This window comes from Bifidobacterium sp. ESL0820 (assembly GCF_052606235.1).
The window spans coordinates 385372-399085 of sequence record NZ_CP199594.1 but is presented as its reverse complement, the minus strand read 5'-3'; the positions used below and the strand labels follow the sequence as shown (position 1 = coordinate 399085).

11 protein-coding genes and 1 tRNA gene are annotated in these 13714 nt (G+C 61.5%); 4 read left to right on the top strand and 8 right to left on the bottom strand.

The window, feature by feature from the left end:
* The first annotated feature begins 141 nt into the window (after nucleotides 1–141).
* The 3 genes from ACUIAH_RS01660 (at nucleotide 142) to ACUIAH_RS01650 (ending at nucleotide 5847) form a co-directional block, all read left to right on the top strand.
* The gene (locus ACUIAH_RS01660) at nucleotides 142–2616 is read left to right on the top strand and encodes a phosphoketolase (protein WP_445341187.1); all 2475 of its coding nucleotides are present in this window, start codon (nucleotides 142–144) and stop codon (nucleotides 2614–2616) included.
* Between the two features lie 126 nt (nucleotides 2617–2742).
* A complete protein-coding gene (gene pta / locus ACUIAH_RS01655; RefSeq protein WP_445341186.1) occupies nucleotides 2743–4431 on the top strand; it encodes a phosphate acetyltransferase in 1689 nt (562 codons plus the stop codon).
* A gap of 189 nt (nucleotides 4432–4620) precedes the next feature.
* Nucleotides 4621–5847 (top strand): acetate/propionate family kinase, encoded by a 1227-nt coding sequence (locus ACUIAH_RS01650; RefSeq protein WP_313841898.1) that lies wholly within the window; start codon nucleotides 4621–4623, stop codon nucleotides 5845–5847.
* Nucleotides 5848–6004: 157 nt separating this feature from the next.
* Here ACUIAH_RS01650 and hisN read toward each other — a convergent pair whose 3' ends face one another.
* Nucleotides 6005–6805, bottom strand: a complete 801-nt coding sequence (hisN, locus tag ACUIAH_RS01645; RefSeq protein ID WP_445341185.1) for a histidinol-phosphatase — start codon at nucleotides 6803–6805, stop codon at nucleotides 6005–6007.
* 32 nt (nucleotides 6806–6837) lie between these two features.
* Nucleotides 6838–8196 (bottom strand): 3-phosphoshikimate 1-carboxyvinyltransferase, encoded by a 1359-nt coding sequence (gene aroA / locus ACUIAH_RS01640; RefSeq protein ID WP_445341184.1) that lies wholly within the window; start codon nucleotides 8194–8196, stop codon nucleotides 6838–6840.
* Between the two features lie 115 nt (nucleotides 8197–8311).
* Between aroA and ACUIAH_RS01635 the strand changes: the two genes are divergently transcribed.
* Nucleotides 8312–8385, top strand: a tRNA-Pro gene (locus ACUIAH_RS01635).
* On the opposite strand, the gene ACUIAH_RS01630 is transcribed toward ACUIAH_RS01635, so the two are convergent.
* The 6 genes from ACUIAH_RS01630 to ACUIAH_RS01605 form a co-directional block, all read right to left on the bottom strand.
* On the bottom strand, nucleotides 8377–9627 hold the full coding sequence (locus ACUIAH_RS01630; protein WP_445341520.1) for an MFS transporter: 1251 nt from the start codon (nucleotides 9625–9627) through the stop codon (nucleotides 8377–8379). The two genes, ACUIAH_RS01635 and ACUIAH_RS01630, sit on opposite strands and share 9 nt — an antisense overlap.
* A gap of 49 nt (nucleotides 9628–9676) precedes the next feature.
* The gene (locus ACUIAH_RS01625) at nucleotides 9677–10372 is read right to left on the bottom strand and encodes an ABC transporter permease (RefSeq protein WP_445341183.1); all 696 of its coding nucleotides are present in this window, start codon (nucleotides 10370–10372) and stop codon (nucleotides 9677–9679) included.
* A gap of 1 nt (nucleotide 10373) precedes the next feature.
* Entirely contained in the window at nucleotides 10374–11105 is a 732-nt protein-coding gene (locus ACUIAH_RS01620) for an ABC transporter ATP-binding protein (protein ID WP_445341182.1), read from the bottom strand.
* 117 nt (nucleotides 11106–11222) lie between these two features.
* Entirely contained in the window at nucleotides 11223–11936 is a 714-nt protein-coding gene (locus ACUIAH_RS01615) for a TetR/AcrR family transcriptional regulator (protein ID WP_445341181.1), read from the bottom strand.
* A gap of 128 nt (nucleotides 11937–12064) precedes the next feature.
* A complete protein-coding gene (locus ACUIAH_RS01610) occupies nucleotides 12065–12748 on the bottom strand; it encodes an NUDIX hydrolase (protein WP_445341180.1) in 684 nt (227 codons plus the stop codon).
* Nucleotides 12749–12783: 35 nt separating this feature from the next.
* Entirely contained in the window at nucleotides 12784–13701 is a 918-nt protein-coding gene (locus ACUIAH_RS01605) for a Nif3-like dinuclear metal center hexameric protein (protein WP_445341179.1), read from the bottom strand.
* Nucleotides 13702–13714: the final 13 nt, after the last annotated feature.

Sequence of the window (13714 nt, the reverse complement as noted above, 5' to 3'; positions counted from 1 at the left end):
CTGCAAGAAAACGTTCAGAAAAGTCTGCTCGTTCACGTACCATGTAGGCATTGGGTACGAACCCGACGGATGCCTGAAATGACACCGTACGAGCCCGTAACCGAAGTAAATAAACAATCGCACTATAGTGCAGGAGTACACATGACGAATCCTGTTATCGGCACCCCTTGGGCGAAGCTGGAGACCCCAATCGCCGAGGAGACCCTCGAGGCCGTCGACAAGTATTGGCGGGCGGCCAACTATCTTTCCATCGGACAGATTTATCTTCGCAGCAACCCCCTGATGAAGGAGCCCTTCACTCGGGAGGATGTCAAGCATCGTCTGGTCGGCCACTGGGGCACCACCCCCGGCCTGAACTTCCTGCTGGGCCATATCAACCGTCTGATCGCCGACCATCAGCAGAACACCGTAATCATCATGGGCCCCGGCCACGGCGGCCCCGCCGGCACCTCGCAGTCCTACCTGGACGGCACCTACAGCGAGTACTACCCCAAGATCACCAACGATGAGGCTGGCCTGCAGAAGTTCTTCCGCCAGTTCTCTTACCCGGGCGGCATCCCCTCCCACTTCGCGCCTGAGACCCCCGGGTCCATCCACGAGGGCGGCGAGCTGGGCTATGCCCTCTCCCACGCCTACGGCGCCATCATGAACAACCCCAGCCTCTTCGTGCCCTGCATCGTGGGCGACGGCGAGGCCGAGACCGGCCCTCTGGCCACCGGCTGGCAGTCCAACAAGCTGGTCAACCCCCGCACCGACGGCATCGTCCTGCCCATCCTGCATCTGAACGGCTACAAGATCGCCAACCCGACCATCCTCTCGCGCATCTCCGACGAGGAGCTGCATGAGTACTTCCATGGCATGGGTTATGAGCCCTTCGAGTTCGTTGCAGGGTTCGACGACGAGGACCATCTGTCCATCCACCGTCGCTTCGCCGACATGCTGGAGACCGTCTTCGACAAGATCTGCGACATCAAGGCCCGGGCCGAAACCGACGACATGACCCGTCCCTTCTACCCCATGATCATCTTCCGCACCCCCAAGGGCTGGACCTGCCCCAAGTTCATCGACGGCAAGAAGACCGAGGGATCCTGGCGCGCCCACCAGGTGCCGCTGACCTCCGCCCGCGACACCGAGGCCCACTTCCAGATCCTCAAGAACTGGCTGGCCTCCTACAAGCCCGAGGAGCTCTTCGACGAGAAGGGCACCCTGCGTCCCGAGGTCACCAGCTTCATGCCCAAGGGCGACCTGCGCATCGGCGAGAACCCCAACGCCAACGGCGGCCGGCTGCTCAAGCCGCTGGAGCTGCCTGACATCCACGACTACGAGATCGACATCAAGAAGCACGGCCACGGCTGGGGCGCCACCGAGGCCACCCGCGTCCTGGGCTACTACACCCGCGACGTACTGGCCAAGAACCCCACCGACTTCCGCATCTTCGGGCCCGATGAGACGGCTTCCAACCGTCTGGCCGCTGCCTACGAAGTGACCAACAAGCAGTGGGATGCCGACTACCTGTCGGAGCTGACCGACGAGCATATGGCCCACACCGGCCAGGTCATCGAGCAGCTCTCCGAGCACCAGATGGAAGGCTTCCTGGAGGGCTACCTGCTGACCGGACGCCACGGCATCTGGAGCTCCTACGAGTCCTTCGTGCACGTCATCGACTCCATGATCAACCAGCACGCCAAGTGGCTGGAGGCCACCGTCCGCGAAATCCCGTGGCGCAAGCCCATCGCCGGACTGAACCTCCTGGTCACCTCGCACGTCTGGCGTCAGGACCACAACGGGTTCTCCCACCAGGATCCCGGCTTCGTCGACATCCTGCTGAACAAGAACTTCAACAACGATCACGTGGTCAACATCTACTTCCCCGCCGACGCCAACATGCTGCTGAACGTGGGCGAGCGTTGCTACAAGTCGACCAACTGCATCAACGCCATCTTCGCCGGCAAGCAGCCCGCCGCCACCTACCAGAGCGTGGACGAGGCCGCCGACGAGCTGGAGAAGGGGGCCGCCCGTTGGGATTGGGCCTCCAACGCCAAGGATGCTGAGGATGCTGATGTCGTCATCGCCACCGCGGGCGACATCCCCACCCAGGAGGCCCTGGCCGCCGACGACATGCTGCAGAAGCTGGGCCTCAAGGTCCAGTTCGTCAACGTGGTCGACCTGTTGAAGATCCAGGACACCGAGGAGAACGATCAGGCCCTGTCCGACGAGGAGTTCACCGAGCTCTTCAGCAAGGACAAGCCGGTCCTGTTCGCCTTCCATGCCTACCCCGGCTCCATCTACCGCCTGATCCACGGACGTCCCAACCACGACAACTTCTCCGTGCACGGCTACGAGGAGCAGGGCTCCACCACCACGCCATTCGACATGGTGCGCGTCAACAACATGGATCGTTGGTGCCTGGCCGCCTCCGCCCTGAAGTTGGTGGATGCCGGCAAGTACGCCGACCAGATCGACAAGTGGACCAAGTTCCGCGACGAGGCCTTCCAGTTCGCCGTGGACAAGGGCTACGACCACCCCGATTACACCGATTGGGTCTGGCCCGATGCCAACCGCGCCGGCCAGGAGACCATCTCCGCCACCGCCGCGACCGCCGGAGACAACGAATGATACGCTGATCCGACCCTGAAACCGCCCGTCATGCGCAGCCCGCATGGCGGGCGGTTTCTGTATACTGGACAAGGTTGTGAACAAAGCAGTCATCAAGGCAACCACATCCGGACAGGAGAAGACACAGTGAGTCTTGCAAGCATCACCATCATCAGCCCAGAAGCCGCCAACGGCCGCAATGTCGTGGCCTACGGCCTGACCAAGGCCCTGAGCGCCAAAGCCAAAACGGCCGTATTCAGGCCAATCGCCTGCAGGAAGCACCCATTGACCCCGGAACTGGTTGCAGCCAGCTCATTCCCCGCTACGGATCCAGAGATCTGCCGTGGCAAGTGCCCTGGGCACGCCACTGAGGACACCATGCAGACCCGGGCCGATGTCCTCAACGCCTATGACGGTCTGATGGAGGCCACCCATCCCGAGCGCGTCCTGATCGTGGGCAGCGATGCCTCAAAGCTCTTCGACCCCGGCCTGTTTGCTCTCAATGCACAGATCGCCGCCGACCTGAGGTCCCCGGTCATGCTGGCCGTCTGCACTATCGGCAGGGAACCCGGCCAGGTCATGAAGACCGTAGCTGCCTGCCGCCGGACCATCGAGGCCCAGGGAGCCGTGCTTGCCGGGATCTTCATCACCGGATGCCAGCCTGAACAGAAGGCGCCTCTTGCTCAGGCCTTCCAAGAGTATGATCTGCCGACCTGGACCGTCTCCAAGATGGACTTCGACACGGATCCGTCCGCCGATCAGGCCCGCCAGGCCACCAGCCAGACATTCCAGCAGGAGGTGGACGTCGACCAGGTGCTGAAGGCCGCCGACGCCGCCAGCCCCAAGGCCACCACGCCTGTAGCCTTCCAGAACGATCTGCTGGCCAAGGCCAAGGCCAACAGGAAGACCATAGTCCTGCCCGAAGGCGGCGAGGACCGCATCATCAAGGCGGCCGACTACCTGCTGGCCCGCAACATCGTTGAACTGATCATCGTGGGCGACAAGGATTCCATTCTGGCCCGCGGCAAGGAGCTTGGCCTCAACAACCTGGACAAGGCCTCCTTCCAGCCCATGGACGACGAGCAGGTGCTGACACCCATGGTTGATCGCCTCTGCCAGCTGCGCGCCAAGAAGGGCATGACCCCGGAACAGGCGCGCAAGCAGCTGGCCGATCCCTCCTACTTCGGCACCATGCTGGTGGTGCTCGGCAAGGCCGACGGCCTGGTGTCCGGCTCAATCAACTCAACCGCCAACACGGTCCGCCCAGCCCTGCAGGTGATCAAGACCAAGCCGGGTGCCTCGCTGGTATCCGGAGCATTCCTCATGTGCTTCCCCGACCATGTGGCGGTTTTCGCCGACTGCGCCATCAATCTCAACCCGTCATCCGAACAGCTGGCTGACATAGCCATTCAGTCGGCCCAGACGGCCCGCTCCTTCGGCGTGGACCCGCGAGTGGGCATGCTCTCCTACTCCACCCTGGGATCAGGCAAGGGCCCGGATGTGGACCTGGTGGAAGAGGCCACCCGCCTGGCCAAGGAGAAGGCGCCGGACCTGCCCATCGTGGGCCCCATCCAGTTCGACGCGGCCTGGTCACCCACTGTGGCGGCCACCAAGGCCAAAGGCGATCCGGTCGCCGGAACTGTCAACGTCTTCGTCTTCCCCAGCCTGAGCGCCGGCAACATCGGCTACAAGGCCGTACAGCGCACCTCGGGCGCCCTGGCCATCGGACCGGTGCTGCAAGGCCTCAATAAACCAGTCAACGACCTCTCCCGCGGCGCTCTGGTGGCCGACATCATCAACACCGTGGCCTTGACCGCCGTCGAGGCCCAGGACTGACGACCGTCTTATAACGTCTATGCAAACCTCTGGGGCTGCTGCTGGATCTTATCTTCAAGAAGGTTCCGGCAGCAGCCCCAAAACCATGTCGGCCTGGCTATATACCGCGCCTTGTAAGGGCCGACGAGTAATCTTGAAGACTGATTGAGGAGCGCAGGCTCTATACAAGCACATCAGGAGGATGCCCCAATGGCGAAAACCGTCCTAGTCATCAATTCGGGTTCAAGCTCGATCAAGTACCAGCTGGTCGATCTGGAGACCAGCCAGAGCCTGGCCTCGGGTCTGGTCGAGAAGATCGGCGAGCCCACCGACGGCCACTACAAGCACGAGGTCAACGGCGAGAAGCATGAGCTTGAGGAGCCCATCCACGACCATGAGGTTGGACTCAAGCGCGTCCTGGGCTTCTTCAAGGAGTATGGCCCTGATCTGGACAAGGCCGGCATCATCGCCGTTGGCCACCGTGTCGTCCAGGGTGGAGCCATCTTCCCCAAGCCTGCCCTCCTGACCAAGAAGACCCTGAGCCAGGTCAAGGATCTGGCCGTACTGGCCCCCCTGCACAACGGACCCGAGGCTGAAGGCGCCGAGGTCATGAGCCGACTGATGCCGCAGACCCCGCAGGTCTTCGTCTTCGATTCCTCCTTCTTCTTCGAACTGCCCAAGAAGGCCTCCACCTACGCCCTCAACAAGGACATCGCCAAGCAGTACCACATCCGTCGCTATGGCGCCCACGGCACCAGCCACCAGTATGTGGGCCAGCTGGTTCCCGGCCTGCTGGGTAAGCCCGCAGAAGGCCTGCGGCAGATCGTCCTGCACATCGGCAACGGGGCTTCCGCTTCGGCGCAGGTCTCCGGGCATCCCGTCGAGACCTCCATGGGCCTGACCCCCCTGGAGGGCCTGGTCATGGGCGGCCGCACCGGCGACATTGACCCTGCCGTTGTCTTCCACCTGATCCGCAACGCCCACATGAGCGTGGATGAGCTGGACACCCTATTCAACAAGCGCTCCGGCATGACCGGCCTGACCGGCCATGGCGACATGCGCGAGGTCCACAAGCTAATCGCCGAGGGCGATGAGGATGCCAAGCTGGCACTGGACATCTACGTCCACCGCATCGTCGGCTATATCGGCAACTACACGGCCCAGATGGGCGGCCTGGATGCCATCACCTTCACGGCCGGCGTGGGCGAGAACGATGAAATCGTGCGCCGCCGGGTCATCGAGCAGTTGGAGCCCTTCGGAGTGAAACTGGACCAGGAGAAGAACGACCAGCGTTCCAAGGAGGCCCGAATCATCTCTACCCCCGACAGCACGGTCGCCGTCTGCGTCATCCCCACCAACGAGGAGCTCTCCATCGCCCGCCAGGCCGAGGTCGTCGCCAGCCAAGGCGATGCCTACGGCAACAAGTTCCAGGCCTGACCGTTAACCGAACCTGTCCCCTCAATCTGATTGATGATTGAATGAGGGATGATTGAGTTCAAGGTTTGGTTCTAGGAACCTGGTCCTAAGAGCAGAAAGAGGCCGGCGACCACAGCAATGCATGTGGCCACCGACCTTTTTCTATATGTCTTATAGGTCAGTCCCCCAAAGCCGCCAATGCCTCCTTGTGCAGAAGACCGTTGCTGGCTAGACCATTGCCACCCCATGGACCCGGGTTGCCTGCCAGGTCGGTAAAGCTGCCGCCTGCCTCGGTCACGATGGGGACCAGGGCACCCATGTCGTAGAGGTCCAGCTCCGGCTCGGCCGCCAGATCGATGGCACCCTGGGCCAGGAGCATGTACTGCCAGAAGTCGCCGAATCCGCGCAGCCGCCAGATCCGGTCGGTCAGGTCAAGAAGCCGCTCCCGGCGGCCTATGGCCTTCCACCCAGTCAGCGATGACAAGGACATGGAAGCGTCTTCCATCCGATCCACTCTTGAAACGTGGATGGCCCTGGGAACTTCACCCTGGCGAGCCATGTAGGCTCCCTGACCCTGCGCAGCATACCAGCGGGTGCCCAGCATGGGAGCAGAGACCGCGCCGACTACCATCTGGTGGTCTACCTCCAAGCCGATCAGGGTCGCCCAGACGGGGACCCCGCGCACATAGTTCTTGGTCCCGTCAATCGGATCGATGATCCACCGCCTGCCGTTGGACTCCTGCTTTCCCAGCTCCTCGGCATAGATGGTATCGTCCGGCCTAGCCCGGGCCAGCACGCGACGAATCACCGCCTCCGCCTCCCTGTCAGCCTGGGTGACCGGGGTATTGTCCGACTTGCGTTCCACGTGAAGATCCGGCGACTTGAAGTAGCCCATGGTGACCTGATCCGCCTGGTCAACCATGGCGATGGCCAGGTCCAGATCCTCCTGCCAGTTCTGCCCTTCAGCCTCGATGCTCATAACAAGGCTCCTTTCGCTCGATTCGCCGCGGCTCAGCCTTGGTCCTCGCCTGCCAGCATCCGCTTCCACATCCCCGGGAAGTCGGGCATGGTCTTGGCCGTGGTGCCGATGTTGCGCACCCTGATGCCAGGTATCCTGAGCCCGATCATGGCGGCAAAAGTGGCCATGCGATGGTCGGCATAAGTCTCCATGACGGCCCCGTGCAGACGCTGAACAGGCACGGGCTCGATGGCCAGGCCATCATCAAGTTCGCGGGCCTGACCGTCTATTCTGGTGATTTCGGTGGCCAGCGCCTTCAGTCGGTTGGTCTCATGACCGCGCAGGTGGCCGATGCCATGCAGGCGGCTGGGCCCGTCGGCAAAGACCAGGATTGCTGCAATCGAAGGCACGATCTCCCCTGCTGGGGACAGGTCGCAGTCGCCGAGTCCATGAATGGCTCCCCCGCCGGTCACCCTGCAGGTGGGACTGCCCTGCCCGTCGGGAACCATGTCTACCTGCGCACCCATGGTCTTCAGATACCCTGGCAGCAAGCCGCCTGGCTGGGTGGTATGGTCTGGCCAGTTGGGCACGCTGACCTGCCCGCCTCCGATCAGGGCCGCTCCCAGGAAGGGGGCCGCATTCGACAGGTCAGGCTCCACCTGGACCCGATCGGGCAGCTGCGTCCCAGCAGATCCCCTGCCTTCAACGCTCCACCTGCAGCGGTCGGGATTGGCCTGGACCTGAACTCCGGCCTGACGCAGGTCGTCAACGGTCATGGCGATGTGCGGAAGACTGGGCAGATGCTGACCAGAGTGGACGATGGTCATAGTGCCATCAGCCCTGGCAGCCAGCAGCAGGAGGCCGGAAATGAACTGCGATGATGCCGAGGAGTCTATAGTCACCTCCCTGCCCACCAGGCGATCCGGGGGTGTGAGCACAAAGGGCAGGAAGCCCTCCTGGCCTAGGTACTCGATCCTGGCTCCCAGCTGGGTCAGCCCCTCCAGCAGAGGTCTCATGGGACGGCGATAGGCCTGCTCGTCTCCGTCGAATCGTGTGGGGCCATCAGCCAGCATGGCCAGGCCCGGCACAAAGCGCATGACGGTTCCGGCCAGTCCGCAGTCCACGCGAGCGCCACCGCGGAAGCGCCCGCCTGCCGGTGGAATGACGGTCACATTCGTAGCCTTGTTCGGGTCAACCCGACAGTCCACGCCAAGGGCCTCCAGGGCCCCAATCATCAGGTCCGTATCACGCGACCTGAGCAGACCAGTCAGCCTGACGGGGCGGCTTCCCAGGGCCGCCAGAATCAGATACCTGTTCGAGAGGGACTTGCTTCCCGGTATGATCACCGTGGCTTCCAAGGGGCCATCGGCCTGCGGCGCCGCCCATGTCTCTTCCACTGTCATGGTCACCATGGTAACCGCAGGCGCAGAGCTGTTCCTGCTCCCTGCTCACCCCCACAGGACCGGCCGGGACCCGACCCTGTGCTATATTGATACATTGTGCCCATACGGTGATGCCTATGGGCGCCGGGCTATAGCGCAGCTTGGTAGCGCGCCTGCTTTGGGTGCAGGATGTCGCCGGTTCAAATCCGGCTAGCCCGACTTTTGCCTTTGGCCCATGTCGGGAGTCGGATCCTTGGCATTCATGCCCAGCAATCCCACAGAGAAAATCGTCAGGGCCAGAAGGCCCGTCAGGCCTGCATAAATGGACATGGTGATGGGGATGCCGACCAGATTACCCAGCGTCAGAAAGACCATCTGCCCCAGAGGCGCTCCGATCATCATGACAGTCTGGACCACTCCCATAGTTGCAGCCAAGTGATCCTCGGCCACCGTGCTGATGAGCATGGTCATGAACCTAGGGTTGATCTTGCCCAGAAGATAGTTCATGGCCAGGAGCGGGAGGAACAGCAGGGCAGGAATGTGCAGCCAGACCAGATTGACCCCTACTACGGCAGCTGCGGCCATGACTCCGGTCAGCAGATGGGCCATGGGCAACCGCTTGAGCGGATCTGCGGCAAGGAGTGCGCCGAGAATGAGTCCTAGGGAGGAGATGCCGTTGACGGCGGCTATGGTCGTGCCGTAGCTTCCCCACCAGACCTCGGGCATGGAGATAAGCCCCAGGTTGAGCAGGGGCTGCAGGGCCGTCCCCAGAAGGTTGACCATGCATCCGAAACCCACCATCAGAACCAGAAAGGCGGAGTGGCGGAACTCCCCCAAGATCACATGAAGGCTGGATGCTAGTCCCACATGCTTGCCCACAGGTGGGCCATTGACTGAGACCTCCGCCCTGGTGAATTTCTGATAGCCAACAGCCACGAGGATCCCCGCCAGAAGGAAGGTGAGGGCGTTGATCAGCGCAAATACAGCGAATCTGTTGCCCAGGAGGGCAATCAACACTGCGCCTCCGCCTGCACTGATGACAGCCGCGACGCTGGAGGTAGCAGAGGTGATTGAAGTCGCCTGGTGAAGCTGGCTAGGCAGGACCAGATGTTTAAGTACCGGCATCCATAGACTGCCTGCATACCCCTCGAGCATGGAAGATGCCATGTCCATGGCAACCAGCAGCACAAAGACGGGCAGGCTCTTGGACCTGCCTATCATTATGGCCATAACCAGATAGATACACACCTGAACCAGCTTGATCACCACTTGCATCCGCGTCTTGTGCACGGTCCTGTCGGCCAGGTATCCGGTCAGGATGGCCGTCAGGGCTGGAGCCACCCAGGCCATTGAGGCTATGGAGACAGCCAGTGCGGCAAAGGGCATGGTCTGGGCATAGACAATGAAGACGATGTTGAAGAGCTCGCCTCCGACCGTATTCAACAGACTGGCCAGAACCATGGTCACAAAAGGCTTATTCTTCAGAAGCTCCTGCATGGTCGGCAGCCGTTCAGGGAAGTTCGATCTTCATGAGGGTCCGATGAAGCAGCCACCATGCCGGCAGGGAGGCCAGAAAGATGATCAGAAGCAGCAGAGCAGACAGTAGCGGGGATTGGGAGAGCAAGTTGCCCACTACAGCGTCCAGCAGGAGCAGGACCGCGAACATGATGGGCAGCGAACGCTTCCAGAAGCCTATAGAGAGGGCGATGCCAACCAACCCCACCAGTCCGGCAAGGCTGGTAACCAGCATGAGGAGAACCTGTTCAAGCAGACTGCCTGGCGAGCCCGTTCCAAGCGAACCCACAAGACGGTCGATCAGTAGCATGACGGTCAGGGTGATGGTCGTCCCAGCCAAGTAGGAGAGCGCAGTGAAGAGGCCGACGAAGATCAACTTGGCCAGCAGGATTCGGCTTCGCGATATGGGCAATGAGAGGGTGAGCGCCAGGTTCCTCCCCGTATAGGGCTCAATGAAGACCAGGTTGCAGAGGGCAGCAGCCACCAGGGAGAAGCCCGCCAGAAGGATGACCATGGCCATCTGCAGCACGAAGGCCAGGCTTGACAACCGAGGATCTGACCGTCCGCTCGTGTGGCCAATGGCCAGGAACATGCCTCCGATGGCCAAGGCTGCGGCCACTACTGCCAGCCCTCCGAAGATGCAGGGCCATAGCCTGGTCTTTTTCAGTTCTAATTTCAGCAGCGTCTTCATATCAGCCCTCCATGGCCTTGACCAGGGTTCGCTCGGCGACCTCCTGGCCCTGATTGAGGAGCTCCGGCACGCTGGCCCGCAGGCTGACTCTGCCGTCCGCAACGACCATCACGTGGTCGGCCGTGCGCAACACTTCGGAGAGAATGTGGCTGGAAAAGAGGATTGCACTCCCCTGGGCTGCCAGGCTGCGCAGGCTGTCTCGCAGCTGTCTGATGGCCACAGGGTCCAGTCCGTTGAGCGGCTCGTCCAGTAGGTAAAGGTCAGGATGATGGCCCATGCACCTGGCCAGGGCCAGCCTCTGCCTCATGCCCATGGAATACCTGCCGACATGCGTGGTTGAATCGGCGGCCAAACCGACCTTGTCCAAAAGTTTGCTGATCCCGGTAGGCTCGGCATCCCTATGCTCCCGGTCTGCCAATGCCAGGTAGGTCAGGTCAATCTCAAGATTCTCCCTAGCGCTGAGGGACTCATAAAAGACCGGCTCGTTGATGAACACTCCCATCCTAGCCAGATTGCCCGGGTAGTCTTCGCTCAGAGGCCTCCCCAGAAAACAGACTCTGCCGCCGACAGGCCTCTGCATTCCGGTCAGGATCTTCAACAGCGTGGACTTGCCAGCCCCGTTGGCACCTAGCAAGCCCAGAATCTCGCCCTGCCCCAAGGTCAAATCCAGTCCGGACAGCACCTCCCTGCCTTCAAACACTTGGACAATTCCGTCCGCCTTCAGCACCTGCATAAAACTCCTTTCAAAAATACCGACGGTATGTTTGGTGGAAACAAAAACCATTACTCGTTGAGTGCCCGAATCTTGCTAGTAGACAGAGCCCTCTTGGCCGTAAGATATCTATCGGCTCTAAGAGACCCCTCGATCTCGATTCTTGTCAGATTCCTCTTGCGTGGACTCCCCGCTGGTGGCAGTCAAAGGATTGCTCTTCAGATGTGCGTGCAAATGCACGGCCGCACGAATAACCCGATCATCGACGACAGGCGCCCCTATTCCCTTGAGCATATCCGCCAACAGGGAGAACTTGGAGACCACCTGGTCCCGGGTCATGGTCGAGAATCGAATCCCTATCCACATGTTGAGCAGGATGTAGAGCACCTGGGCCAGATCCTCGGGATTGCATGGGGCGATGGAGCCGTCCTCCACGCCTTCTCGAACGTAGGGGGTGATCACGTCCACAATCCTGTCCATGGATTTCAAGTACATCTGGCCTACCATGCGGGGGCTCTTCAGCAAGGTTCTGGCGGAAAAGGTGACATCGAGACGCGAGTATGCCGACAGGGAGGCGATAAGCTCATTGCGCAGCTTCTCCAACCCGGTCTCGCCAGGCCATTCCCCTAGCCAGTCACCTTGGGATGAGAACGAGGCCATACGCTCGGTAACCGCGTGGAAAATAGCCGTCTTGGAGGGGAAATGGTAGTAGATCGCCCCCTTGGTCATGCCGCCCAGGCCGTCGACGATGTCCTGGATGCTGGTTCCGTCGTACCCCTTTTCCAGGAAGAGCCGCTGGGCTACATCGAGGATCTGATTGCGATGTCCTTCGGGATCCTTCGGCGTGCCCATGCAGTGCTCCTCTTCTTGTCAGCGCAACAATGCCTGATCATTCTGACCTGACCATCTTTTCTGACAAGAACCTATCATACCACCGGTATGTTCTACTTGCCCAATCACAGGCGTTGATGCCTGGGACCTTAATCCTTCTGCAGGCGACGGATGGCCTCATGCTGAATGGCCACCACTGCCTTGGCATCGGCGACTCCCGCTGCACAAAGCTCCTGCCAGGAGACCCAGGCCGACTGGATATGCTCGCCCGGGTCGAAGTCGGTGGATCCTTGATGCCAGCGACGCAGATGCATGACCACGATGTGGCCGAGCTCGTCGCTCATCCCCAGAGAGGAGTAGACATCGGGAGCAGCATCGATCCAACCGTCCTCCGGATCCAGGTGGCTTTCTGAGCCCGGCGCACCCTCAGGCCCGGGCACCAGACCAGTCTCCTCACGCAGCTCGCGCAGAGCAGCCTTGACAGGGCTCTCCCCCGGGTCGATGAAACCGGCTGGCAGGCCGAAGACGTAAGCCTGGGCGCCCACCCGGTATTCGCGGGTCAGCAGATAGGCATCGGCAGCGCAGTCGTGTACCAGCATGACCACGCAGGGGTCGTGACGGATGAGCTGCCGATCGATGGTTTCCTTGGAACCGTCGCGCCGGAACATAGCCACCTGCTGCTGGTCGATAACGAATATCGGGCCGCGAAAGACCTCCCTGTCATCCATCAGCTCGGGAGCGCGGGTCATATCGATGCCCTTAGGTCCCTGTCCATCGCGGCCGTCCAGCCTGGCAGCCAATCGTGCCTGCAGATCCTGCGCTTCATCGCTCATGCAATCATTCCTCCTCGATCATCAACCCCCAGCCGTCAGCGCACCACCATGGTCCAAGGGTCTGTGACGATTGATGAGACCTCCACCTGCGGGCGAACACCGGTAGCCGTCTCCAGGGCCCTGGCAATGTCTCCCTTGGCGTAGTGGAACCAGAGGCTCTCAATTGCCGAGTGCGGGGTGTTGATCAGCATGGGTCTGGGCTGATTGGGCCGACCGGCCATCCTGGCCTCATAGAGGGCCTGTTGGTAGGCGTCCGTGGCAGGGTGATGGCGCAGATCGCTGGTGATGTAGACATCGGCCCCCGTGGACCGGACCAGATCGAACTCGGAGTCCCCCGATCCGGGCAGCAGGGCGACTGTGGAGACCATGGCATCGGACGGACCGACCGCCTGAACGCCCAGAGCCGTCTTGCGCAGGAGATCCGCCACTGTATGAACCAAATCCTCAAATGGGGTCGGCTTAGGAAGCTGTCCCCAACGACCCAGGCCTACCTGGATTCCCTGATCGGCGTGCAGGTCGCGGTTTGAGACCGGCTGAGGGGCCAGCGGTCGCGCCTCCTGCAGGCCCAGGGCATCGGCAGCCGCCTGGGCCACGCCGCGGTAGGCGGCATCAGCGTTGGTATGCCCCACCCAGAGCCCGCAATGGCCCTCGATCAGCCTGGTTATTATATCCCCGCGGAAGTCAAGGCCGGAAACCTGGTGGACCGATCTGAAGAAAAGCGGATGGTGAGTGATCAGCAGGTCGGCCTTGTGATCCAGAGCCTCCTGAACCACATCGGGCCGAGGGTCCACAGCGCACCAGATCCGTCTGACCGGCCAGGACGGATCGCCCGCCACCAAGCCTGGATGGTCCCAGTCCTCCGCGTAGTCCAGAGGGTAGAGCCCCTCCAGCAGATCCACCACCTGGCCCAGAGGCACTGAAGGCCTCTGAACCTCATCCTGTTCATCAAGCATGACGATCCCTCCT

Excerpts from the sequence above, each read along its gene's own strand:
- aroA (WP_445341184.1), bottom strand. The coding sequence starts at position 8,196 with ATGGTGACCATGACAGTGGAAGAGACATGGGCGGCGCCGCAGGCCGAT.
- ACUIAH_RS01605 (WP_445341179.1), bottom strand. The coding sequence starts at position 13,701 with ATGCTTGATGAACAGGATGAGGTTCAGAGGCCTTCAGTGCCTCTGGGC.
- ACUIAH_RS01660 (WP_445341187.1), top strand. The coding sequence starts at position 142 with ATGACGAATCCTGTTATCGGCACCCCTTGGGCGAAGCTGGAGACCCCA.
- hisN (WP_445341185.1), bottom strand. The coding sequence starts at position 6,805 with ATGAGCATCGAGGCTGAAGGGCAGAACTGGCAGGAGGATCTGGACCTG.
- ACUIAH_RS01610 (WP_445341180.1), bottom strand. The coding sequence starts at position 12,748 with ATGAGCGATGAAGCGCAGGATCTGCAGGCACGATTGGCTGCCAGGCTG.
- ACUIAH_RS01625 (WP_445341183.1), bottom strand. The coding sequence starts at position 10,372 with ATGAAGACGCTGCTGAAATTAGAACTGAAAAAGACCAGGCTATGGCCC.
- ACUIAH_RS01620 (WP_445341182.1), bottom strand. The coding sequence starts at position 11,105 with ATGCAGGTGCTGAAGGCGGACGGAATTGTCCAAGTGTTTGAAGGCAGG.
- ACUIAH_RS01615 (WP_445341181.1), bottom strand. The coding sequence starts at position 11,936 with ATGGGCACGCCGAAGGATCCCGAAGGACATCGCAATCAGATCCTCGAT.
- ACUIAH_RS01650 (WP_313841898.1), top strand. The coding sequence starts at position 4,621 with ATGGCGAAAACCGTCCTAGTCATCAATTCGGGTTCAAGCTCGATCAAG.
- ACUIAH_RS01630 (WP_445341520.1), bottom strand. The coding sequence starts at position 9,627 with ATGGTTCTGGCCAGTCTGTTGAATACGGTCGGAGGCGAGCTCTTCAAC.